The organism is Pseudoalteromonas sp. 10-33, from assembly GCF_001469195.1.
In the GTDB taxonomy this organism is placed as follows: Bacteria; Pseudomonadota; Gammaproteobacteria; order Enterobacterales; family Alteromonadaceae; genus Pseudoalteromonas.
In genome coordinates this window covers 85,217-108,905 of record NZ_LOFI01000005.1, presented here as the reverse complement: position 1 = coordinate 108,905, position 23,689 = coordinate 85,217, and the positions used below count along the sequence as shown (strand labels likewise).

General features: G+C 41.2%; 20 protein-coding genes. 6 read left to right on the top strand and 14 right to left on the bottom strand.

The genetic code is table 11. The features are described 5' to 3' along the window. Window positions 1-4: 4 nt before the first annotated feature. Window positions 5-307: an ArsR/SmtB family transcription factor gene (locus ATS76_RS05895; protein ID WP_006794225.1), complete on the bottom strand. Its 303-nt coding sequence runs from the start codon at window positions 305-307 to the stop codon at window positions 5-7. Between the two features lie 131 nt (window positions 308-438). On the opposite strand from ATS76_RS05895, the gene ATS76_RS18970 reads away from it, so the two are divergent. After that, on the top strand, window positions 439-627 hold the full coding sequence (locus tag ATS76_RS18970) for a YgaP family membrane protein (RefSeq protein WP_006794224.1): 189 nt from the start codon (window positions 439-441) through the stop codon (window positions 625-627). 5 nt (window positions 628-632) lie between these two features. Beyond that, window positions 633-977, top strand: coding sequence for a rhodanese-like domain-containing protein (locus ATS76_RS05890; RefSeq protein ID WP_058551415.1), 345 nt, complete (start codon window positions 633-635; stop codon window positions 975-977). Between the two features lie 82 nt (window positions 978-1,059). Here ATS76_RS05890 and ATS76_RS05885 read toward each other — a convergent pair whose 3' ends face one another. Then, window positions 1,060-1,884 (bottom strand): hypothetical protein, encoded by an 825-nt coding sequence (locus ATS76_RS05885; protein ID WP_235590915.1) that lies wholly within the window; start codon window positions 1,882-1,884, stop codon window positions 1,060-1,062. Window positions 1,885-1,928: 44 nt separating this feature from the next. Continuing rightward, complete coding sequence (locus tag ATS76_RS05880) at window positions 1,929-2,474, bottom strand: PH domain-containing protein (protein ID WP_058551413.1); 546 nt, start codon at window positions 2,472-2,474, stop codon at window positions 1,929-1,931. A gap of 259 nt (window positions 2,475-2,733) precedes the next feature. Here ATS76_RS05880 and ATS76_RS05875 point away from each other — a divergent pair, with 259 nt between their 5' ends. Then, entirely contained in the window at window positions 2,734-3,483 is a 750-nt protein-coding gene (locus tag ATS76_RS05875) for a MipA/OmpV family protein (protein WP_058551412.1), read from the top strand. 82 nt (window positions 3,484-3,565) lie between these two features. On the opposite strand, the gene ATS76_RS05870 is transcribed toward ATS76_RS05875, so the two are convergent. The 5 genes from ATS76_RS05870 to ATS76_RS05850 all read right to left on the bottom strand — a co-directional run bounded on the left by ATS76_RS05870 (window position 3,566) and on the right by ATS76_RS05850 (window position 12,145). After that, window positions 3,566-7,870 (bottom strand): alpha-1,6-glucosidase domain-containing protein, encoded by a 4,305-nt coding sequence (locus ATS76_RS05870; RefSeq protein ID WP_058551411.1) that lies wholly within the window; start codon window positions 7,868-7,870, stop codon window positions 3,566-3,568. A gap of 22 nt (window positions 7,871-7,892) precedes the next feature. Then, window positions 7,893-10,772 (bottom strand): TonB-dependent receptor, encoded by a 2,880-nt coding sequence (locus ATS76_RS05865; protein WP_058551410.1) that lies wholly within the window; start codon window positions 10,770-10,772, stop codon window positions 7,893-7,895. 156 nt (window positions 10,773-10,928) lie between these two features. After that, on the bottom strand, window positions 10,929-11,546 hold the full coding sequence (locus ATS76_RS05860; protein WP_058551409.1) for a LysE family translocator: 618 nt from the start codon (window positions 11,544-11,546) through the stop codon (window positions 10,929-10,931). Beyond that, window positions 11,547-11,729 carry a hypothetical protein gene (locus tag ATS76_RS05855; RefSeq protein ID WP_006794217.1) on the bottom strand — a complete coding sequence of 61 codons (183 nt, stop codon included), beginning with the start codon at window positions 11,727-11,729 and terminating at the stop codon, window positions 11,547-11,549. Between the two features lie 17 nt (window positions 11,730-11,746). Next, window positions 11,747-12,145, bottom strand: a complete 399-nt coding sequence (locus tag ATS76_RS05850) for a DUF3224 domain-containing protein (protein ID WP_058551408.1) — start codon at window positions 12,143-12,145, stop codon at window positions 11,747-11,749. Between the two features lie 88 nt (window positions 12,146-12,233). On the opposite strand from ATS76_RS05850, the gene ATS76_RS05845 reads away from it, so the two are divergent. Next, entirely contained in the window at window positions 12,234-14,012 is a 1,779-nt protein-coding gene (locus tag ATS76_RS05845; RefSeq protein WP_058551407.1) for an ABC transporter transmembrane domain-containing protein, read from the top strand. Here ATS76_RS05845 and ATS76_RS05840 read toward each other — a convergent pair. After that, window positions 14,009-14,641: an OmpA family protein gene (locus tag ATS76_RS05840; protein ID WP_058403595.1), complete on the bottom strand. Its 633-nt coding sequence runs from the start codon at window positions 14,639-14,641 to the stop codon at window positions 14,009-14,011. The two genes, ATS76_RS05845 and ATS76_RS05840, sit on opposite strands and share 4 nt — an antisense overlap. Before the next feature lie 178 nt (window positions 14,642-14,819). On the opposite strand from ATS76_RS05840, the gene chrA reads away from it, so the two are divergent. Further along, entirely contained in the window at window positions 14,820-15,974 is a 1,155-nt protein-coding gene (gene chrA, locus ATS76_RS05835) for a chromate efflux transporter (RefSeq protein WP_058551406.1), read from the top strand. On the opposite strand, the gene ATS76_RS05830 is transcribed toward chrA, so the two are convergent. Genes ATS76_RS05830 through speA form a run of 4 tightly spaced genes read right to left on the bottom strand, consistent with a single transcriptional unit; the run spans window position 15,937 to window position 20,951 of the window. Then, window positions 15,937-17,193, bottom strand: a complete 1,257-nt coding sequence (locus ATS76_RS05830) for a mechanosensitive ion channel family protein (protein WP_058551405.1) — start codon at window positions 17,191-17,193, stop codon at window positions 15,937-15,939. The genes chrA and ATS76_RS05830 overlap by 38 nt on opposite strands. Then, window positions 17,190-18,110, bottom strand: coding sequence for an acetyltransferase (locus ATS76_RS05825; RefSeq protein ID WP_058551404.1), 921 nt, complete (start codon window positions 18,108-18,110; stop codon window positions 17,190-17,192). The genes ATS76_RS05830 and ATS76_RS05825 overlap by 4 nt, the downstream gene beginning before the upstream one ends. Before the next feature lie 18 nt (window positions 18,111-18,128). Next, on the bottom strand, window positions 18,129-19,013 hold the full coding sequence (locus ATS76_RS05820; RefSeq protein WP_058551436.1) for an acyltransferase: 885 nt from the start codon (window positions 19,011-19,013) through the stop codon (window positions 18,129-18,131). 57 nt (window positions 19,014-19,070) lie between these two features. After that, the gene (speA, locus tag ATS76_RS05815) at window positions 19,071-20,951 is read right to left on the bottom strand and encodes a biosynthetic arginine decarboxylase (protein ID WP_058551403.1); all 1,881 of its coding nucleotides are present in this window, start codon (window positions 20,949-20,951) and stop codon (window positions 19,071-19,073) included. A gap of 197 nt (window positions 20,952-21,148) precedes the next feature. Here speA and speE point away from each other — a divergent pair, with 197 nt between their 5' ends. Beyond that, a complete protein-coding gene (speE, locus tag ATS76_RS05810) occupies window positions 21,149-22,012 on the top strand; it encodes a polyamine aminopropyltransferase (protein WP_058551402.1) in 864 nt (287 codons plus the stop codon). Between the two features lie 51 nt (window positions 22,013-22,063). Here the strand turns inward: speE and ATS76_RS05805 are convergent, their stop codons facing one another. Then, a complete protein-coding gene (locus ATS76_RS05805; protein ID WP_058551401.1) occupies window positions 22,064-23,665 on the bottom strand; it encodes a methyl-accepting chemotaxis protein in 1,602 nt (533 codons plus the stop codon). Between the last annotated feature and the right edge of the window lie 24 nt (window positions 23,666-23,689).

The window sequence follows — 23,689 nt, the reverse complement described above, 5'->3', positions numbered from 1 at the left end:
ACCACTACCCCTTACAAAACAAACCATACAATGTGCCTAAAAGATGAATTGCATTTTGATCAATCACACGGTAATAAATAGTTTGCCCCTCACGGCGAGTCGCAACAATATTCGTTTTTCTAAGGGCAGCCAAATGCTGAGAAAGTGCCGACTGCGCTAACGGCACCGCTTCATTAAGCTGTGTTACACTCATTTCGGTATCTTGCAACGAACATAAAATCATTAAACGATTTTTATTAGCTAAAATTTTTAATAGCTGCTCTGCTTGCTCAACGTTCCCCGCCATAGCAGTAAAATCAATATTCATATAAAGCTCTAATAATCTAATGTGATGGCAGTATAAATTGTTACATTAGAAAAGTCTAATATTAGGATTTACTAATATATAAAATACGATTATAGTAATTAGGTATTTAACTGGATAAGTGACCGACTATAATGAAACTCAATAATGCGCTTCGTCTGATCGCAGGCATAATGATTGTGATCTCAATTTTATTACAAACCTATCACGATCCTAGGTGGGTATATTTTACTGTGTTTATTGCCCTAAACTTAATGCAATCGGCTTTCACTAGCTGGTGCCCTATGATTACACTACTACGCAAATTTGGCGTTAAGGAATAAATATAATGCTTACTTCTATCCCCGATTTACTAAAAGTTATTACACCTAACCAACGACGTATCGACGCTGAGCAAGCAAAACAAGAGATTAGCGAAAACAAGGGCTTACTTATTGATGTGCGCGAACCCGCAGAACATGCCACTAATCCTGCTGTAGGCGCAATTAATATTCCGCGCGGCTTACTCGAGATGAAACTGATGGAAATAGAAAAAGACGCGGCCCGCCCTATTTATCTGCACTGCGCTAGTGGCGCACGCGCCACATTAAGTGCTGAAGCAATCACACGTGTAGGATACGAAAACGTCACCGTTATTACTTGTAACGCAACGCAAGTGTGTGACGCTTTTTAATTATTATAAACCCAAATAATTAGGGCCTTAGTTAGTAGACTCGACGATAAAAAATCGTCGAGCTGACTTATTCAGATTGGACTTAATTTGTTTGAAAATAAAAGCGCGTTTCTGATATTTTTTCAATAATGTCATATTCCAAGCCCATGTGGTTATACTCACCTTGAGTTGGCATTCTTGAACTGTAATTAACAACGACACCCCAATGGTTATCACTCACTCCTCCAAAAATTATGCTCATGCTTTTGTCATCATTTTTAGTGATAGCAGCAACATTATAAGCATTCATTAACTCCCTAACTTGCTTAGTTTCTGCTGATAACGTCATTAACTCTTCATTTTCACCTAACTCAAAAACTTTATAATTAGCTGAGGGAACAAATCCCGCATACTTAGATGGATAATAAGTAACAAGTTGAGCTGGCGTGAAAAATGTATTATTTATTCGATAAACAAACATGTCTGTTTGCTGAATAAGATTTAGATCTTTTGACTGATTGAATTTAAGTAGCTCATTCATCGTTACTTTTAAAAAGTCGTCAATTAAGCCTAACCGTTCTTCTTTGCAGGCTTGTTTTTTACATATCGTAACAGTAGGTAATTTGGAGAGTTGTGCCTTATTTATATTTAAAAAATTACGACCCAAAACACCTAAATTAAAGTTTGCAAACGCTTGTTTATCTTTATCACTTTTAAACCTAGTCGGATGAATATCAAGAAAACTAAAAGGATAAAATAACGGCAGATACGCGAGAGGTAAATCACTTTTAGGTAATATATCTCCAGCATGCTTTAGCAATGCTCTATATTCTGCGTCTATATCCTCATTAAAATAAGGTGGCATGCCACTGGCCTTAATCGTAGCCGAATTAATCAATAAAAATAAAAACAGTCCATATCTCAGCATACTTTTTTAAGTTCCTTAGTAAGTGATTTTTTGTGTAGCAAAAGCTATTTTTTTTCATCAAGTAGCGTAACAAGCATATTCTCTATGTTTTTTACGCTATAGGTAAGTGCACGTATTAGCTCTAGTTGGCTTTGCGGGGTTTCTTCATTTGTTGATTTTGCTGGTGTGTTTGCTGTTAAGTTATCTTTTTGCTCAAGTATGGCTTCTCTGAATTCACTGGCATTTTCAACACCAAGTAATGACACCAATGCACCGTGGCCAGACTGCCCTGCTGTTTCAAAACTTAACCGATACAGCCCAAACATGCGCATTATTGGGCCTTGACTTAGGCCTACATCGGTTATTTTTTCAAGCGGTATCGATTTTTCTTCTTTAAAAAACACGCCGCGTTTTACAACGAGTTTTTGCGTGAGTAATTGTGCCGACATAGCAGCCAATATTCGCCCTCCCACCAGCCACACAATCGCCAAAACAATAGGTAATAACGGAATGGTCACCAGTGCTAACACACTAAAAAAAGTGGCCATTAACATCCAGTATTGCTGCACTTTGGGGTCGAAAGATGCACTTTTTAAAACGAGATTATTCATGTGTTTATCCTTAATTTAATTTGGGTGTGTATCCTGTACTAAATCGTTTTTTCACCTTAAACACCTAAATTACGTTAACAATGACGTTATTGCAATTGAGCTACTTACATTCAAATAAACTTTCACACACTCTTTTACAAACAACTGCAGCATATAAAGCTACACTAAACCCAGTTATAGCTAATCACCGGTTAAGGATAGAGTGTTATCCGTCTGAATATAGACCTATTTTTTTCTTATCTTAAATTCAAGGTATGTTATGAATCCTTATATTAAAAACTCAATACAGATAATAGTAAGCACCTTGGCGTTTTGTAGTATCACTGCTCAGGCTGAATCACAATTTTCGTTAGGGGGCGGTGTTATTTCTACCAGTTCCCCTTATGCGGGAACCGATAATAAAACCTTAGTGTTACCTATGATCACTTACGAAGGCGAACGGCTCAGCTTGAGGGGGCTGTCTCTTGACTACAAATTACTAGAAGATGACGGGGTTAATTGGTCACTCGTGCTAGAACCAGGTGATAACTTTGACACCTCCGATTCAGACCTTGCAGCAATAAAGGCTTTGAACGATCGAAAGCTGTCACTTTATGCTGGTACACAAGTGAGCTACAGCGCAGGCTTTGGCAAAATTACGGCCAGTGCCACTCATGATGTAATAGGCCACGGTGATGGTGCTAAATTTAAAACCAATTACAGCTACCCTATTAAGTTATCTAAGCAATTAATGCTTGTTCCTTCTGTGGGTGTTGAGTTAAACAGCAGTGATATATCTAACTATTATTATGGTGTAGCCCAAGGCGAATCAAGCACGTATGCGCCTTACAAACTAAGCTCTACAGTAAACTACAATGCGGGGTTATTTTTAATGTATTACATTAATAAAAATTGGAACGCGAATGCGATGTTTAATTACAAGCAACTCGACTCAGACATTGAAGACTCTCCGATTATTGATACCGACTACTCTACAACCTTTATGATGTCGGTTAACTATCGTTTTTAATATGACTTTAGTTGGGCATTAATTAGGCATTAAAAAAGCCGAGCAGGATTATGCTCGGCTTAGGTCTGGGAAAATATAACTGCTACTGTTTATCTATAAGTATGCTCACATTTTCTCTATCTGGACCTATTACCTTAAAGGTGTAAGTACCTTGTTCGGTAATATTCAGTGCTATATTGGCACCTATGGCTTCGAGTGAAGTAAGCTCACCAATGGTGGCTACAGGTGCATCACCTGTACCGCCATAATCAACGGTACTCCAATCTTCAGACGCTACTTTAAACTCATAGTCGCCCGCTTCTAACTCTATGGATGTAGAGTAAACCGCATTACCTTCGTACATCAGTGGGTTGTCTGTACCCCATCCATTTAAACTGCCGCGAATAAACACCGGTGTTTGTGCAAACATTTCAGCGTTAAGTACTTTCAGTGATACGTTATTTAAATCACTGGCGTCAAATATAAACTGGTATTCACCTTCTTCTGCAATATCCATGGTCATATTTGCGCCTGCAACCGATAACTGCTCTGCAGTGCCTATCATTACACTTGCATCCCCCTCGCCAGAGCCATAATCAACCGTGCTCCAATCTTCAGACGCTATTTTAAATTCATAGCTTGCAGCGCTCAGTGTTTTAGTAAAGGTATAAATACCTTTACCTTGATAGCTCAGCTCATCGGTTATTCCCCACCCATTAAGCGTACCGCGCACATAGATGGCAGTGCCCACAAATGGCTCTTCGTTGTATAAAGTAAGCGTTGGGTTTTCTGGGTTTGAAGCATCAAGCGAAAATACATAAGTTGCATCGATGGCTGCACTAAAGGTCATGTTTGCACCTGAGCGCGTTAATGGCTCGCTTTGATTTTCAACAACGTCTTTATCGGCATCAGAAAGCGCGCCAAAATCAACCGTAGACCAATCTTCAGAGGCAATTTTAAATTCGTAGTCGCCAGCGCTTAGCGCAATTGCTATACGGTATTCACCTTCGCCAATATATTCAAATGCATCACGAGTGCCCCAGTCGTTTAACGTACCACGAACAAATACGGCTGTGCTGCCATAAGGTACAACATCAGGTGCGCCTACGGTTGCATTTGCACTTAAACCAGTACCTTGGCTCTCACCTTGGTTTTTAGTAAAAACAGCTAACGTGTAAGGCGGTACAGTAAATGTGCCTTCGTTTTCGCCAGCAGCAAAATTAGCACTGGTCATGCTTGTATCAACACTGTTTTTTAATACATCGTGTAATTCAAAGCCCGCTGCGGTAGCAATAGTATGGCTAAGAGTTTGCTCGGTTGCGTTAATCACGACAACAAGCGCATCAAGTGCTGGGTCTAAGTCTGTTAGCCCTTCGCCATCATCAATGCTCATTACAATTAAGCCATGTTGCTGGTTTTTACCCACATTATGAAATCCGACACGGTCAATAACATCTTGCTCCGTGGTTAATCTAAATAGTGGGCTGCTGCTACGTATTTGTAAAAACTCGTTAAATACATCACCTGCATAGGCTATGTCTTGCGGCATTGCCTGTGCATCTGGATTAGCAGAGATAGGCATAATTTCAGACCATTTTTCTTGGTTCTTCTCTGCGTTTGGTAAACCAATGTTCCAATTATTATTTTCCTTGGTTAAATCAACAGCATTAAACCAATCACCGGCATTATAGCTATCACGATCCATTGACTTAGAACGCAGTAAATCAGCGCCCAATTGCATAAATGGAATGCCTTGGCTAATAAGTGGAATAGACAATGCCATGTTGTGCGCGCGCACACGTTGCTCAATACTCATGCTTGATGCATGTTTGTATTGCAACTGATCCCACAGTGTTTCGTTATCATGCTTAGACACGTAGTTAATGCTATCTGCTGGGTCTAATGCATACGCTGTTGGTTGAGTATTCCAAGTAAAGCTATTTCCTTTAGATGAATTACCTTTAAAGTCTTTAAGAATGTAATTTTGTAAGTTGCCCGCCAGCGATAACCGTAACGTATCTTGTTCGGCTAGGTTGCCATCTGTCGGGTTATTACTAAACATTGCACCACCACGCACAGCTTCACGAATACGGTCGTTAAATGTACCAACTTCTGAGCCGGCCATATCAGCCTGTTTAGCTTGTGTGAATAAACGATTGTTAGCTACTTCACCAAAGTCCCAGCCTTCACCGTAAAAATAGTTATCAGGGTCGACTGCTTGCACTGCTTCACGCGCAGCTAATATTGATGATTTAGGCATATGCCCCATTACATCAAAACGAAAGCTGTCATAACCAAAGTCACGAGCAAGAATAACCATTGAATCTGCAACAAACTTATCCATCATCACATGTTCAGTTGCTGTGTTTTCACAACAGGTTGAGCGCTCTATTTCACCACTTACTTCGTTATAACGGTGGTAATAACCCGGTACCAACTTATCAAACACTGATTTTTCCCAGATACCCGACGACGTTGTATGGTTATAAACCACATCAAGCACCACACGAAGTCCTACTTCTTGCAGTGATTGCACCATAGCGCGTGTCTCAACTACACGAGCAATGCCATCGCTGTTTGATGCATATGACCCCTCAGGCGCAATAAAATGATGAGGATCGTAACCCCAGTTAAAGCCGTCTAAATCACGCATCGCACTGGCTAATGCTTGTGCATCATCTGAGCCAGGCAAGTAACTTTGCATAATATCGACAATGGTGCTGTTTTTATCCTCGATTTTACACGCATCCGCTTCATCGTTAATACGCTCACATAATTTACCTAAGGTGTCTGTAATTTCCACACGCTCTGAGGCATCTTCTTCAATGGTGCCAATATCAGTCACTGGCAGTAAATGAAAGTGTGTTAAGCCTTTATCAGCTAATTGCTTAAGATGCTGCATTGGCACGCTTTCAAGTTCAGTGAATGCAAGGTATTTACCGCGGTTTGCTTCGCTTACTGACTGGTCGCGAACACTAAAATCACGTACATGGCCTTCATAAATAACCGCATCTTCTGGGTTAGTAACAGTAGGCACGATGCGCTCATCCCAGCCTTCTGGTTTAGTGTCGTCGTCGCTTAAGTTGATTAGTTGCGAATAAAGCCCATTACTCGATACATTGAGTGAGTATGGGTCGGTACTCCATAAGCTTTCAATTGCTTTAGTGGTTGGGTGATAAACATCAAATGCAAAACGGAAATAATGGCGGTCATATTGCATATCTAAACTTGCTTGCCAAATACCTGTCTGCGTATTTAATGTCATTGGCGTAGAGTGCACTTGTGTTTTTGCGCCATCAAACACGTTTAGCGTCATGTTATTAGCTGTGGGTGCCCACACTGTGACATCAATCGCGTTATTGCCATAATTTACGCCAAGCGATGCCTCGTTAGCATCGTCTTCACCTTGAGTGTAAAGTGCGTCTAATGCTTTTGCTGATTGTACAAAAGTTGCTTCTAGTAGCTTACCATCGGCGTCGTAGCCTGCAACAACAAGCTGTTGCTTTATAAGCTGCTTTGCAGCATCTGCATCCCAATTCCCCTGATAAGCAGTCCAATCCGTTAAATGCGGTACTTTTACAGCTTGCTCATCACTTAACTCAGTTGCAGTCAGCTCAACGGTTTCACCATTTAGCCCAGTGTCTAAATCAACAACTAAGTCAGCGGCTGCTGAAGAATGCAACTTAATGATTTGTGTAAGCTCATTACTTGGCTTGTACAAGACTGTATTTAAATCAATCCAATGTGCTGATGCACCATCTATCGCTACCGGACGTTCGCCCAAGCTTAAAATAGGGTATTCAAACACCGAAGGCTCACCATGAATGGTGAAGTTCATACGCTGAAATTTTTCATCGTCTTGCATAAGCGGCATGGTTAAATCAATATCACCAAACGCTTTACCCGATCCTTCGGTACCAATGTGCACAATAAAATTAGCACACTCGCTATAACCTTCTTTGAGGTTAATTATCCAGTAGGCACCGTAGTTTGGGTCAATGCCATCGTATTCATGGCCGTTAGCCCAATCGCTCGTGTCAAATGGAGGTGCATAAGCATCACACACATCATTATTCCACGAATGTAATCGGTAACCTTCGTAGTTATCGTCGGCTAAACGGTTATAAAATAAAACCGCCTCACCTTCACCAGCAAATACAATAGGATCAGGCAATGTTGGGTCGGCGCCCACTACACAGCTTTCGTTTTTTTCATCCGGTACAGTAGGCGCTGCACACGTTATAGGCTCAGGGTCCACACATTGCGAGCCTGCTTCGTTTGGTACTTGTGGCACATTACAGGTTAAAAGCTGCTGCCCCGACTCAACTTCATCTGTCCCACCACATCCTGCTAATATCATTAACCCTAAGGCTATTAGCAAATATTTAGACATTGTTATAATTTTCATTTTTAAACGCTCCGTTTGCTAATTAATGACTGTATGTAAAACCAAGATAAAACTGACGACCAAAGTACTGAGTAGTCCCTGTTCGCTGCTCTGAGCCAAAGTAACTTTGGGTTGGTTCATCGGTTAAGTTATTAACTTGCAAAAGCATGGTGAGTGAATCGCTAAAGCGATAAGACGTTTGAAAATCAATGACGGTTTCAGCATCAAAATTGACCACTTGTTCGTTAATGGCAACCTGCTCTGATACAAACTCATCGCGGTAGCGTACATTAAGGCGCGTTTCAAAATCGTCTAAAGCATAAAATAACGTAGCATTAAGCACATTATTAGATAATCCAGGTAAAGATTGAACGAGAGTATCGCCCCCTAAACTGGTGATCGATTCAATTTCACTTTCGGTGTATGAGTAACTTGCATTAGCGCCTAAGCCATTAAATGGCTCTGGTAAAAAGGTAAACACTTGCGTATAGGCAAGCTCTAGCCCTCTAATGTAGCCACCTTCGCCATTATTAACTGCCGTGGTGTAAATACCGTTTGTTGTAGCAACTTGCTCACCACTGACCGGATCTTCTATAGAATCAGGGACATTAAAGCCATTACCTTTAAAGTCGAAGTTCTCAATCGATAGCGTTTCAACAAACGAGTCTATATTTTTATAAAATAACGCCGCAGCGACAGTACCGTTACCTTCTTCAAAATAATATTCGTAAGATAAGTCGTACTGGTCAGCATAAAAGGGTTTTAAAAATGGGTTGTTGTTACTTGAACCGTTAATAACACCATCGTCACTTACGTTTGCGCTGGCATCGCCCGCTAAGCGGTTAATTGGCGCACGCGACATAACTTTAGCCGCAGCAAAACGTACAAGTGAATTGTCGTTAAGTTGCAGGTTTAAATTTAGCGAAGGCAGGTAATCTGTATATTTAGTGCCTAATATATTTGGCGCGTATAAGTCATTTACAATGCCGTTCTCATCAACAATATTTTGCGCACCTAAGCGCGCATCGCCTGCTACGTTTTCAAGTACGGTTGCTGATTGGTCGGTTTCGATACGGCGCACACCCACATTACCTGATAGGTCAAGGCCGGCAATTTGCGTGTTAATGTTTACCATCACGTACGCGGCTAGCACATCTTCAAACACCGAGCCGCTTTGTAACACTGACCACGAATAGTTAGTTGTGTAACCTTGCGCGTCGTCTACGCCATCGGCGTTGCCCCATGTTTGCACTGGCTGTGGCGTGCCATCTGGAAACCACGCATTAAGTGCTTTATCTAAATCAATGGCTAAATAAGATGGGAAATAACTAAAGTCGCCCTGCCAATCAACCACTGATGCCATATCGTCGGTTAAACGCAAAGGGGGCTGCGTTGTTGAAAATGCCCCGTCGTTACCGTACTCAAACACCGAGCGCTTTCGGCTGTATTCTCTATCTGAATAGCGTGCACCAAATTCTACTGAGCTAAAAATATCGCTTTCTAGCTCGTATTTAAAATCGAGTCTAAATGCCGTTACTTCATCTTCGGTTTGATCAGGGTAAATACCATATTTACTGACCATTACTCGGTCTATATCACTAAAGGCGGCCGCCTGATTAAACCCAACGTCAGGTAAATTTAACCCATTTAACTGATAGTTAATTGCAACGTTGTTATCAAATACCGGCGTTTCTGCATTGGCATCTTCAGCCACTAAGCTCCACAACAAACCGTTTCTAAAATTACTTTTTGCGCGAGAAAGCGCTACATCAGCATTAACATTTAGTCTATCGGTTACTTGCCAATCGGCATTAACGCCAAAGCTGTCTACTTCGTCAAAATCTTGGTTGTCGTCATTCACTATTTCAACACGGGTATAACTTTTCGAAGTACGATTAACCGCAGCACCAATTACAGCATTACCATCAAGTTGCGCATTTGCGTATGCTGCAGATGGGCCGCCTAATTTAACCCTAAAACCGCGGGCAAATGACTCTTTATCAAAGCGCGATAAAAACGCATCACCTTTTAATTTAAAATTATCTACCGGTGCCCACTCTATGGCAGCCAAATAGCCATTACGGGTTTCTTCACCGCCTAAATGCTGTAGCTCAAAGCCCTCGCTAATGTATTCACTTTCTGGGCTATCTATGGGGCCATTTGTGTCGTTTGGTACGCCATCAACATCTTTTCTATCGTTGTATGCAAGGCCAATAAACTGTGTTGCTACACTTGGCTGAAATAAACGCGCAAACCCCAGTGCTACACCTAATGTATCGTCTAGATATTTACCTTGATACGAAAAGCTAATTCGGTCACCAAACTCAGTGGCATCCGATACCTCAGATGCACGGTCGTTATACATACCGCGCACATTAGCTACAAATTTATGTTTTTGATCATTATTAAGTGGGCTGGCAGTTTCAAGCTCTACCGTACCGGCCACACCGCCTTCTATAAGCGATGCCTTAGGCGATTTATATACCGCCGCAGAACTAATTAATTCTGATGGGTATTGGTCAAACTCAATGCTGCGGCTACCACTTGTAGATACCTGCTCACGACCGTTAAGTGTTGAAAATACAAACCCACCCGAAAGCCCGCGTATATTAATTTGTGCAGCCTGCCCACCAGTACGCACAGCTGAAATACCCGGTAAACGAGTCAGTGCATCGGCCATTGAAATATCAGGCAAGGCGCCTAAGTCATCAGCAGAAATTTGCTCAGAAACGGTATCGCTAAATCGCTTTTGGTTAAGCGATTGAATTAAGCTGCGACTAAAGCCGCGCACTTCAATCACTTCTACATCGGTTTGAACTTGAGCGGGTTTGCTCGTGTCTTCAGGTGGTTCTTCAGTAGCTGCAATAGCACTATTGGCGGCAAATAATGCCAGCATGAGCGCATTTAATTTAAACTTTTGCATGTGTGTGCCTTTTGGTTATTGTTTTGTGTGGTGTGTCAGTGCAGTAAAAACACAACCAACAAATTGTAACCAAAAGGTGAATGTTTTGTGATGAATACGTATGCAGTATAGCCTGCTTAGGCTGTAGCTATTTTGAGCAATTTAGCTAGCAATAGCTTAAATACTCACTACCACCCTAATGGCTAAGGCAACAAATACAAAACCCAGTACTTTGTCTAACCATGGATTGTGTTTAGTAAACCCAAAACGGTTTTTAGAAAACTCTGTTAGGGCGGCAACAAGTAAGTACCAACCGGTATCAATCACAAATACAGTTAAACACATCACCATTGCAATGCTTAGGGTAAGATTTTCTGGATCAATAAACTGTGAAAACAAGGCTAAAAAGAAAATAGCAAGTTTGGGATTTAAAAAGGCAATGGCAAACCCATCTTGCAACGCTTTAATGCTACTCACTTCGCTATTTTGTATTTTAAGTTCATCATTATTGGGTTTAGACAATAAAATTTTAATTCCTAAGTAAGCTAAATAGGCAGCGCCTAAATACACTAACACCTGATACACAGTAGGAAACTGCAGCATTAACGCACCCAAGCCAAGTAATGAGGCTCCCGCATATAATCCCACTCCAATACCATGACTTAGCGCCGCTAGCATGCCGTTTTTCATACTGCCGTTAAGCGAATGCTTTAATACAACCGCAAGGCTTGGACCCGGCGACATTGCGCCCATCATACAAATAGCCACTAGGCCTAACCACATAGAAAGAGTCATTTACAGCTCGTCAATTTCAATAAATAATGTATAACCATGCACTTGCCCATAAAAACCGGTTATTGGCACTGCGCTAATTACTTTCCAGCCATCTTGATTTAATTCCTGTATACGATCATTCAGCGCCGCTATATTTACCCCACCCATAAAGCGGGTCTTTCTAAATTCGATTACTTTTTGCATTTAAATCCCTGTGTATTTTATAACGTGTATTGAAAATCGTAGTGATGTACACCGTTTTCAATGTGTATTTTCATACTACCAGCTAATCCTTCTAGCTCATCAGTGCCTGAGTCGGGAATTACATTTAAAATTAGGCTGTCTTGGCCTTTATCCATAGTACCAAAATGCTGTAATACAAAGCTGCCTTTTTTGCCTTCAAGCTCGCCTATTACTTGCTCAATTGCTACATAACCGGCACTGCCTTGCACTGGCGTCATCGCGCTTAACATTTCGCCTTGGCTGGAAGCATTAAGTGCACCTTTAAATGTTTTATCAATAGACATACGTCCTAAATTAATGCCGTTTTGACCTTTGGCATAGCCATCTATTGGGGCTAACGCCACCGTAAATTGGCCTGTTATTATGTTGCTTGTCATAACGATTCCTTATTGATGATTTTTAAAGCTATTGATTTTTAATTCAATGATGCCATATCTATACCTCAACTTATAAAAAGAATCCACTATGCCAAACAGTACCCACGCAACCGAAAAAGCTGCATTTAGCAGTTTATTGCCTATTTTTGCATTTATTAAACCCTATAAATGGATGGTCGTAGCAGCCCTTGGCGCTTTATTAGTAACGGCTGGTGTTAATTTATCGTTAGGCCAAGGGGTTAAATTTGTCATAGATCATGGCTTTATTGCGGGATCTCAAGCGCAACTTCAACAAGCTGTATTGGTACTTATTGGTTTAATTAGCTTATTGGCTGTAGGCACGTTTAGCCGATTTTATCTAATGTCGTGGATTGGCGAGCGAGTCAGTAACGATATTCGTAAGGCCGTGTTTAACCGTATTGTGACATTGCATCCAAGCTACTTTGAAGAAAACCGCAGTGGCGAGCTAATGTCGCGTTTAACAACCGACACCACTTTACTGCAATCTATTATTGGCTCCTCGTTTTCAATGGCGCTGCGCAGTACATTAATGCTGGTTGGCGGTTTGGTCATGTTATTAATTACCAACTTAAAGCTTACGCTTGTAGTGGTTGCGTGTGTGCCACTAGTATTAGTGCCGATGATGGTATTTGGCAAAAAGGTGCGCAAGCTTGCAAGCTCTAGCCAAGACGCCATTGCCGATATAAGCACCTATGCCGGCGAGATCATTCAAAATATTAAAGTGGTACAAAGTTACAGCCACGAAACGCAAGAGCAACATGCTTTTGCACTTGAAACCGAAAAAGCCTTTAACGTTGCCAAAAGCCGCATTAAACAGCGCTCGTTTTTAATTGCTGCTGTAATATTTTTAACCTTCAGTGCCATCAGCGCAATGCTGTGGGTTGGCGGCAGTGATGTACTGGCAGGCACTATGACCGGGGGTGAACTGGGTGCATTCGTGTTTTACGCTATTATGGTGGCAATGTCGGTAGCAACGGTTGCAGAAGTATACGGCGAATTGCAAAGAGCGGCAGGCGCAGCCGCCCGCTTACTTGAATTACTTGCGGTTAAAAGTGAAATTGAAAATCCTGAAAACCCGCAAGACGCTCAGCTACAAAATAACACAAGTTTACCTGCAATCTCGCTTGAAAATATCAGCTTTAATTATCCGTCTCGCCCGGATGTCAGCGCACTTAACAAAATAAGCTTAAGCATTTCGCAAGGTCAAACAGTGGCTATTGTTGGCCCATCTGGCGCAGGTAAAACAACCTTATTTGAGCTACTACAACGTTTTTACGACCCAGCTAGTGGCGCAATAAAATTTCACGATATTGATATTAAGTCGCTCTCTTTAAACACTCTGCGCGATAAAATGGGCATGGTGGCACAAAACCCTATTTTATTTAGCTCAGATGTAGTGCATAACATTCGTTACGGCAACCCAAACGCCACTGATGAACAAGTATACGCTGCTGCAAAACATGCTCATGCCGATGAATTTATTAAACAATTACCACAAGGTTACAACAGCTTTTTAGGCGAGCAAGGCGTTAGGTTATCCGGTGGTCAAAAGCAGCGTATTGTACTTGCTAGGGCTATTTTAAAAGACCCTGAAATACTCCTTCTTGATGAAGCAACCAGCGCACTCGATGCGCAAAGCGAGCACCATGTTCAAGCCGCACTTGAGCACTTAATGCAAAATAGAACCACGCTTATTATTGCACATAGGCTAGCAACAGTTATCCACGCAGATATGATTGTAGTCATGGAAAATGGAGAAATTATTGCAACGGGTACTCACCAAGAGTTAGTGTCAAGCAACCCGTTGTATCAAAAGCTGTGTGAATTACAGTTTAATAAGGATTAACCCTCTGTGTTTGGCACTATTTGAATTTCTACACGGCGGTTTTGAGCTCGCCCGTTTGCAGTGTCGTTAGTGGCAATTGGGCGTGTTTCACCAAAGCCGCTAGTGCTAATGCGCGCTGCCATAATGTCCTGGTTGGCTAAGTAAGCTTTTACACTTTGAGCGCGTTCGCGCGATAAGTTCATGTTGTAGCTATCTTGCCCTGTGCTATCTGTATGCCCTTCTACGCTTAGGTAGGTTTTCTCATACTTGTTCATAACTTTAGCAATGGCGTTTAGCGTATCGTTAAACCCTGTTGAAATGTATGATTGATCGGTTGCAAACGTAATATTAGAGGGCATAACCAAGCGTAAGTTATCGCCTTCGCGAACTACTTCAACACCAGAACCTGCTAGTTCATCACGAAACGCTTCTTCTTGCTTATCCATGTAATCACCCACAGCAGCGCCTGCTAATGCACCAATAGCAGCACCAATAAATATGCGCTTGTCTTTGTGGTTACCCGTTGCTTTACCTAGCACGCCACCAGCAGCTGCGCCAATTGCCGCGCCTTTGCCGGTATTATTCATTTCACAACCTGAAAGTAATACGGCTACTACTGTAACGCTTAAAAGTGATTTTGTTAATGTCATGATGATGTCCTATTCATTTAGAAATTAGCAACAGTATGTAATTACCTGTATGAACAAACTATGAAGTGCGTAACAATCACCTTATAATTTTGTTATTAACCCTACAAAATTGAGTTTTAATAAACATGTCATATTCCTTTGTGACAATTTAATGAATTCAAAAAAGGATACAAGCGCAATGCTAGTTGCTATTTTTAGACAGTTTTTTTTACTTGGCTGCATGAGCTTTGGTGGCCCAGCGGCACACTTAGGCTATTTTAAGCGCCACTTTGTAGATACATTAAATTGGATCACCAACACACGCTACGCGCAATTAATTAGTTTAAGCCAAGCGTTGCCGGGGCCTGGTTCGAGCCAAGTAAGCTTTGCTATTGGCGTTGAACGCGCAGGGATATTAGGTGGTATTACCGCGTTTGTTGGTTTTACGCTGCCATCTTTTTTAATTATGGTGATACTGGCCATTAGTGCACACCAATTTGATGCCGTTTATTATGCGATTATTGCGGGTTTAAAACTATTTGCCGTGGTCATCGTAGCTGATGCCACACTGTCTATGGCTAAAAGCTTTTGCACAAGTGCGGTGCTAAAGTTACTTGCCGTATTAAGCACCTTAGCGCTTGTACTACTTCCGGTGTTAAGCACGCAAATTGCAGTTTTAGTTATTGCTGCATCTATTGGTGCTATATGGCCTTTATTAAAATTAGGCGAGGCAAATCAAAATACGAATACCAACACAAAAAGTAATATTAACTGGGTTGCTCTGAGCTTATTTGCATTGTTACTGGCTATTAGCTTTGCCCCCCTTGGAAAAGAATTTGCTTTATTTGCTCCTTTTTACCAAGCAGGCGCTATGGTGTTTGGTGGTGGGCACGTTGTATTACCCGTATTGCAAGCTGGTGTACCTGCGCTGAGCGATGACCAATTTTTAAGCGCTTATGCCAGCGCTCAAGCAATCCCTGGCCCTATGTTTACTATTGCTACTTATTTAGGTGCACAACTTAATACTGCGCAGCCTTTATTTGGCGCACTGGTTGCTACGTTATTAATTTTTGCACCCGGCTTTTTATTGATGTTAGCATTTCAAAAAAGCTGGCTTAACTTGGCTAATAAACCGCGTTTTGCTAGTTCAATTGCCGCACTTAATGCCGCCGTTGTGGGCTTTTTGGCCGCAGCTTTATACTCACCTATTTGGACATCGGCAGTGCACAGCTGGTTACATGTTGGGTTAGTTGTTGTGGCTTTTGCATGGCTACGATTTAAAAAGCCACCTATTTGGTGGCTATTAATATTCTTTATTAGCGTGGGTCTTGCACAGCATTATTGGGCACTTTAATACTGGGCTTTTCAGTTTGCCCCGCATTGGTTGGTGGGCTTAACTGCCCACTCACACTTTGATAAGCACGTAATCCAAAAATAGGCAGCACGGCAAGTAAGTGATCCATTATTTCAGCTTGCAAATGTTCGTAAGAGATCCAGCGCTTATCTTCACTAAAACAGTAAAACTCAATAGGTAAACCGTGGTTTAACGGTTGAAGCTCTCTCACCATTAAAGTAAGCGAAGAGTTTATTTTACTATGCTGCTTTAAATACCCTTCAGCATAACGACGAAACAGCCCTAAATTAGACACAGGCTCTGGTAATGCCGACACTCGAATATACTCATGTAGCGGAATAGCCGCATCAATTTGCGCTCTAAACTCGTCGTTTACTAGGCAAATACTGTTCATATCAATATTGAGTGAGCGCTTAATCCGCCTTCCACCCGACTCTTGCATACCTCGCCAGTTTTTGAACGACCCGGCCACCAGCATGTAAGTAGGAATCGTCGTAATGGTGTTATCCCAGTTACGTACTTTTACCGTGTTCAAGCCTAAGTCTATTACCTCACCATCGGCGCCATAATTATCAACTTGGATCCAATCGCCATAAGTCACTAATCGGTTAGCCGCAATTTGTATACTGGCAACAAACCCTAAAATTGTATCTTTAAATACTAATAAAGTGACGGCGGCAATAGCACCAAAACCCGAAAGAATATATGTCGGTGATTTTTCAAGCACAATACTAACAATTAAAATACCACACACAATAAAGGTAATTAGTTTTACAACTTGAACAAGGCCTTGAATGGGGACTTCTCGGGCAAAGTCTAATTGGTTATAAATAGCAGCAGCGATACTAACAATGCTGCTGATAATAAAGCCAGTGTAAATAATTAATAAGGCTTGGCCTATGGTTTTAAGTATTTCAGCCGCTAGCTCACCAACCGGATAAAAACTGTCGAAGGTGGCTAAAAACAATACACAACACAGTAGCCCAGCAATACGCTTATTTAGCTTAGTTAACATTGGAGAAAGCGCGCCAATACGCTCAGGCGATAACTTAGTAACCACCTTTTGAATACCTGGTAGCATAAGCCTGCGAGTAAATAAATACACAACAAGTAACGAACAAATGCCAATGGCGGTAGCCGTTAGTGCACTAAAAAAAGCAGCGTCGGGGACATTTTCAAACCAAGGAGCAATTAGCTCTTGTATATGGGTGTTGGTCATAGTGTTTTGGCTTCCTTACTAATTTGTGCATCTGGCATAGCGTGCTGAGCATAAATACCTGCCAATTGCTTATCTTTTGCAACCCATAAATCGTTCACATATTGTTGAAAGTTAACTTTGAACGCTTCATCTGTTTGATAACTACCTAACATAGTGTCGGTAATAGCCATTACATCAATTGATACGTGAATAGAGTCTAGCTCACCTTTTAATAAGTTGCGGCACACATGATCTGACTTACCGCTATAGACCAAACTGGTATTTAACATAGCATCAAACTGGGTTCCGAGTACTTCCAGTGCAAAGGCAATTCCGCCAGCCTTTGGCTTTAGTAAGTGCTTAAACGGGCTTTGCTGTTGTGCATGTTTAGCGGGGGTATAACGCGTTCCTTCAACAAAGTTGATAATAGTTGTTGGGTGGTTACGAAAGTTACGACAGCTGTTTTTGGTACGCTCTATGTCTAACCCTTTCAACTTTGGGTTTTTAGCTATTTGCGCTTTGCTTACACGCTTCATAAATGGCATTCCCATCGCCCATGCGCCAGTGCCAATAAATGGCACATACTTTAAATCGTCTTTTAAAAAAAACTTAGGGGCGGGTAACGCATGCATCGAACTAAGTACCGTAATATCTAACCAACTCATATGATTACAAATTAGTAAGTACCAACTTTTTGAGTTTAAATCACCTTTTACATCAATTTTAATATCTGGGCAGCCTAGCCATAAACCTAACCGATTACCGTTACACCACCCCCGATAAGCGCTATGTAATAACCGATTAACAGCATGGATAGGCAGTAATAACTTCACTAATCCTAAAAGTAATACCAATACGCCAAAAATTATAAGATTAGTAAATAATACGCAGCCTACAATTAGGCCATTTAGCCAATTTGGTAACCATTTTTTTAGCATAACTGTAAGCTCACCGTGTTATTTTGTACTTGTTGGGGCGTCAAGTGATTGCAATGTTTGTTCTTTTTCTTCCCATAAACGGTTTAACTCGCCTTGAAAACGAACTCTAAATTCAGAATCGCCCGTGTAATCACCAATTAGCTCGTCACTTACTGGCATGACATTCACGTGTATATTAATATTTTTTACTTTTCCGCCAGCAAAATCCATAAACGTAGGAATACCGTCAGGGTAATGCAATGTAACATTCACAACTTGAGAAATTTGCTCACCCATTGCTTGCATAACAAAGGCAATACCACCGGCTTTTGGTTTTAATAAATGCGGAAACGGACTTTGCTGTTTTGCATGTTTACTTTGCGTAAAGCGCGTACCTTCAACAAAGTTAACTACCGTTACAGGCATTTCTTTAAATTTTTCGCATGCTTTACGTGTTGTTTCTAAGTCTTTACCACGTAGTTTAGGGTTCTTTTTAAGCTGGCTTTTACTGGTGCGCGTCATAAATGGAAAGTCGAGTGCCCACCAACATAATCCCAACACAGGTACATAAATGAGCTCTTTCTTTAAAAAGAAATTTAAAAACGGAATTTTACGATTAAATACACGCTGTAATACTAAAATGTCTACCCAGCTTTGATGATTGGCAATCACCAAGTACCAATCTTTTAGTTTAATAGAGTCTAAGCCCGTTATGTTAAGTTTTGTTGGTGTGAGCAACAACTGGTTTAAAGTGTTGAACGACACCCAAATAGTGGCGCACTGTTTAGCAACCCAACTCAATAACTTTTGTAATGATTTGATAGGAATAAGCTTTAATAAGCCACAAATAAAAATAGGTATAAACCAAAAAAGTGTGTTTAATGCATAAAAAATAAGACTAAAAACACTACGAATAACTGACATTACTTCTATTCCTTTAACGGTGCGCAGCATTAAACACTGCGCTTTTATACTTAAAAATTAATCTTCAAAATAGGTGTAGCCTTCAAGCCCTGCATTAAGTTCGGCCAAATACCCGGCTTTACACTGCTCTGAGGCGTCCAGTTTATTAATTTGATAAGCAAAATTTTCAGCTAAAATAGCACTATCGTAATCAACAAACTTTAATACATCCTTAACGCTATCACCTTTTATGGCATTGGTTAATACATAGCCGTCGTCGTTTAGCTCAACATGCACTGAATCGGTATCACCAAAGAGGTTATGTAAATCGCCTAAAATTTCTTGATACGCGCCCACCATAAACATAGCAAGGTGGTATTGTTCGCCATGCTTATATTCAGGGATTGGTAAACTGGTTTCAATACCTGCACCTTCAACGTATTCGCGTATTTGCCCATCCGAGTCACAAGTAATATCTTGGATAATGGCGCGCTGAGTAAGTGGTTGCGTTAAGTTTTCGATTGGCATAACCGGAAACAACTGCTGTATGCCCCACACATCAGGTAACGACTGAAACAGTGAAAAATTAACAAACAGTTTATCGGCTAATTTTTCATTTAAATCGTCAAGTACTTCTCGGTGTGCGCGGGCGTTATTACTAAGCGACGCACGCACGCGGTGTAAAATAGTAAAATAAAGCTGCTCTATTTTCGCCCACTCTAACATGCTTACTAAACCATGTACGTACTGATCGTGAGCTTCGCTAAATAAGTGCATCGCATCGTGGTAAATTTCTAGCGCCATGCGCGGATTTAAACGCTGTAAGCATTGCCACATTTCATCAAGCACTAACACGCTGTTTTCAAGCGGTGGCTCAGGATTTAAATGATTGGGTGCTTTTTCAACGTCAATCACATCGGTAATGAGTACCGCATGATGCGCGGTTAAAGCACGGCCTGATTCGGTAATAATAGCCGGATGGGTTAAATCGTGTTGGTCGCACACCTCAGCAAACGCATTGACTACATTACGAGCATACTCTTCCACTGTGTAGTTCATTGAGCACGCACTACGAGAGCCCGACCCTTCATAATCTACGCCTAAACCGCCCCCAACATCTACGGTATTGAGCGGCACACCTAGCTGTGTTAATTCTGCAAAGTGACGCGCACATTCACGAAGTGCGCGATGTATATCACGTATATTGGCAATTTGAGAGCCAATATGAAAATGCACCATTTGCATCAAGTGTAATTTATTGTGTTTTTTAAGCACTTCTACCGCACTTAATACTTGCCCTGCAGTTAAACCAAACTTACCTTTTTCGCCACCGGTATTTTGCCACTTACCTTTACCCACCGAATTTAAACGAATTCGAATACCTATTGCAGGTTCAATACCCAAATTATCGATTTCTTCAAGTAAAGTAGTTAGCTCAGATAGCTTTTCTACTACTATTTTTACGCTGTGCCCCATAGCTTGGCCAATGCACGCTAAACGTAAAAACTCACTGTCTTTATAGCCATTACATACAATAGTGATTGGCTCTTTTGCCACACCTAAAATAGCCATTAACTCTGGTTTTGAGCCCGCTTCAAGGCCAACTAACCCGCTTGGATGCGCCAATAATTTACTAACAACAGAGCGCTGCTGATTTACTTTAATAGGATAAACACAGGTGTATTTACCATTGTACTCACGACTGCTGCGCGCTTTAGTAAAGGCACTAGTAAGCGTATCGACACGATTTTTTAAAATGTCGGTAAAGCGCACTAAAACAGGCAGTGTTAACCCTTGCTGTTTAAATTGCTCAGTTAAATCGGTTAAAGAGATTGCTGCTTTGCTTTGATCGCCGTCGGGGTAGGCAACCAATTCGCCTTGTGCATTAATATCAAAATAGCCATCACTCCAATGAGCAACATTGTAAGTGGCACGTGCTGTTTCTAAACCCCAGGTCATGGCAACTCTTCTTTCGTCAATTAGGTATAAAGGCGCATTTTAATACGTCGCTATCTCCGAGGCTAACAAAAATTGAACTTTCACTCACTCCTAACTAACTTTATTCGCTAAATCAGTTAAAATGTCATTGAGCAAACTGCCAAGCACTGGCAGAATTGCCCTTTTTTTACCTCAACCTAAAAAGTGTATCAGCAACTATGGCAAACTTAGATCAAAGTAAGTGGTTTACTGAAATTAGCGATCGTGACGGCAGCGCATTTTCATTACGTATTAACAAAAAGTTAGATGAAAAACAGTCTCCTTTTCAAAAAGTAGAAATGTTCGAAACCACAGACTTTGGTAATTTAATGATCATCGACGGTTGTACCATGGTATCAACCCGCGAAAACTTTTTTTATCATGAAATGATCAGCCATCCTGCACTTTTGGCACACCCAAACCCTAAAAATGTGGTTATTATTGGTGGTGGCGACTGCGGCACGTTACGTGAAGTATTAAAGCACCCTGGCGTAGAAAGCGTAATGCAAATTGACATAGACGAAGTAGTTACGCAAATGTCGTTAAAATACTTCCCTGAGCTTTGCGAATCTAATAACGATGCACGCGCTACAGTTATGTTTGACGATGGTATTAAGTACATGCGCGAAGCAGCTGGTGAGTCTATCGACGTGGTTATTGTTGATGGTACTGACCCTGTAGGACCTGGCGAAGGTCTATTTAACCATGCATTTTACACAAGCTGCTTAAATGCACTTCGCCCTGGTGGTATTTTAGTACAGCAAAGTGAATCGCCACTTATGCATATGCCACTACTTGTTGAAATGCGTGAAGCGATGCTAAGTGTTGGCTTTAACGATTTACAAACATTACCATTCCCACAACCAATTTACCCAAGCGGTTTATGGTCGGTAACTCTTGCTCGTAAGTCTGAAACCTTTAAGGGCTTCAGAGAAGATGGCGCAGCACAAATAGCCGAGCAAAGTGAATACTACAACAGCGGTATTCACCATGGTGCATTAGCAACACCTAACTTTATGAAACGCGTGTTTGATAAAAAATAATAAATGCTAATACGCCAAAAAGGGAGCTCTACAGGCTCCCTTTTTGTTATATTAAACCTTAAACCGATTAACTAATCGATTAAGCTCATCTGTTAGCTGCTCCATTTTAGTTGATACATCTTGCGTTGTGCGTGCCAGCGCCCCACCTTCTAAGGTTTGATCGTTAAGTGACGATAAGTTATGGCTTATTTCATCAGAAACCGTTGTTTGCTCTTCCGTAGCCTGCGCAGTTTGCATCGCCATATCGTTTACTTTAGTCGATGAGCTTTGCATAGCATTGAGTATATCGTTAGTTTGTGAAAACGACTCCACAGCATCATCTGCAAATTGCTTACTCTCATCGATGGCATTAATTGACTGCGATACACTCGATGCAAACAGCTCAATCATTTGTTGAATATCGTTGGTACTATCTTGTGTGCGCGTAGCGAGCGTTCTTACTTCGTCAGCCACAACCGCAAAGCCTCGCCCGTATTCACCAGCGCGTGCCGCCTCTATTGCCGCATTAAGTGCTAATAAGTTTGTTTGCTCTGCTATGGCGCGAATGACCTCTAAAACTTTAGCGATATTGTCAGAGCTTTGCTGTAGCTCTGTAGAACGAGCCATTGCTTGCTCCATATTGTTAGAAAGGGAAGTTATACGCGAACTAGAGTTAGCCACTGCACTAAGTCCTTGTTGAGCCAGTTTTAACGAGTTATCGGCTTCGCTTGATGACTGCTGCGCAACCCCTGCCACCTCTTTGCTGGCAGTGCTCATTTCATGTACTGCGCTTACAATAGACTCTGACGCTTGCCCCAAGGCTTGGTTTACATTGTTATTTTGTGTGGCCACTTTACTTAGCTCAACACCTAAGCCATTTAACTCTTTAGATTGCTCTAATATATCGCGTATTAACTGCTGTAAGTTATCTAAAAAGGTATTAAATTCGGTGGCTAAGTCAGAAAACTCATCTTTAGACGTAACTTGTATGCGCCCAGTTAAGTCGCCATCCCCGGAGGCAATATCACTAATACGCTTAGTTACATAATTGATTTGGCGAGTAAGTTGTTTAGGCACACTGTAACTAAACCAACTCGCTGCAATTAAAATAATAACAACGATGACTAACATCATAATTTTGGTTGAAATAATATTAGATGAAAGCGTGATAATTTCTTGCTCAGAGGTTTTTTCAGCCAGTTCACCGGCTTTATCAAGCCTAACTCTTAAAGTGGCAAATGCTTGCTCTGAATTCGTTTGTTTAGCTTGGTTATTTTTATCGGCCATGTAGCTTTTTGACGCTGCTAGCCACGTATTAAAGTCGTTTTCAAAGCCATTTAGCTCTTTAGCTATACTGGGGTAATCTTTCATTAAAGATAAATACTGATTTAGTTTATCAGTAACTTGCATTGCATTTTCTTCGTGCTCTGCCTGGTACTTTTCTGTATTTTTTGAATGGGTTACTAAATTTAATTCGGCAACTTTAGTTTGGTATAGGTCGCGGTCTGCATTTAAAGCAAGAGACAGCGCCTTAATAAACTTTTCAGACTGCACATCAAGTGCATTTTTTTGTAAAGTTATTAAGTAGGTATACCCCACAATTAACGAGAGTATGGCAAGTCCTAATACAACAATAGGAAACGACACTTTAACGCGAATACTATGCAAATTCATTTTATCATCCTACAAGGCCCTAAA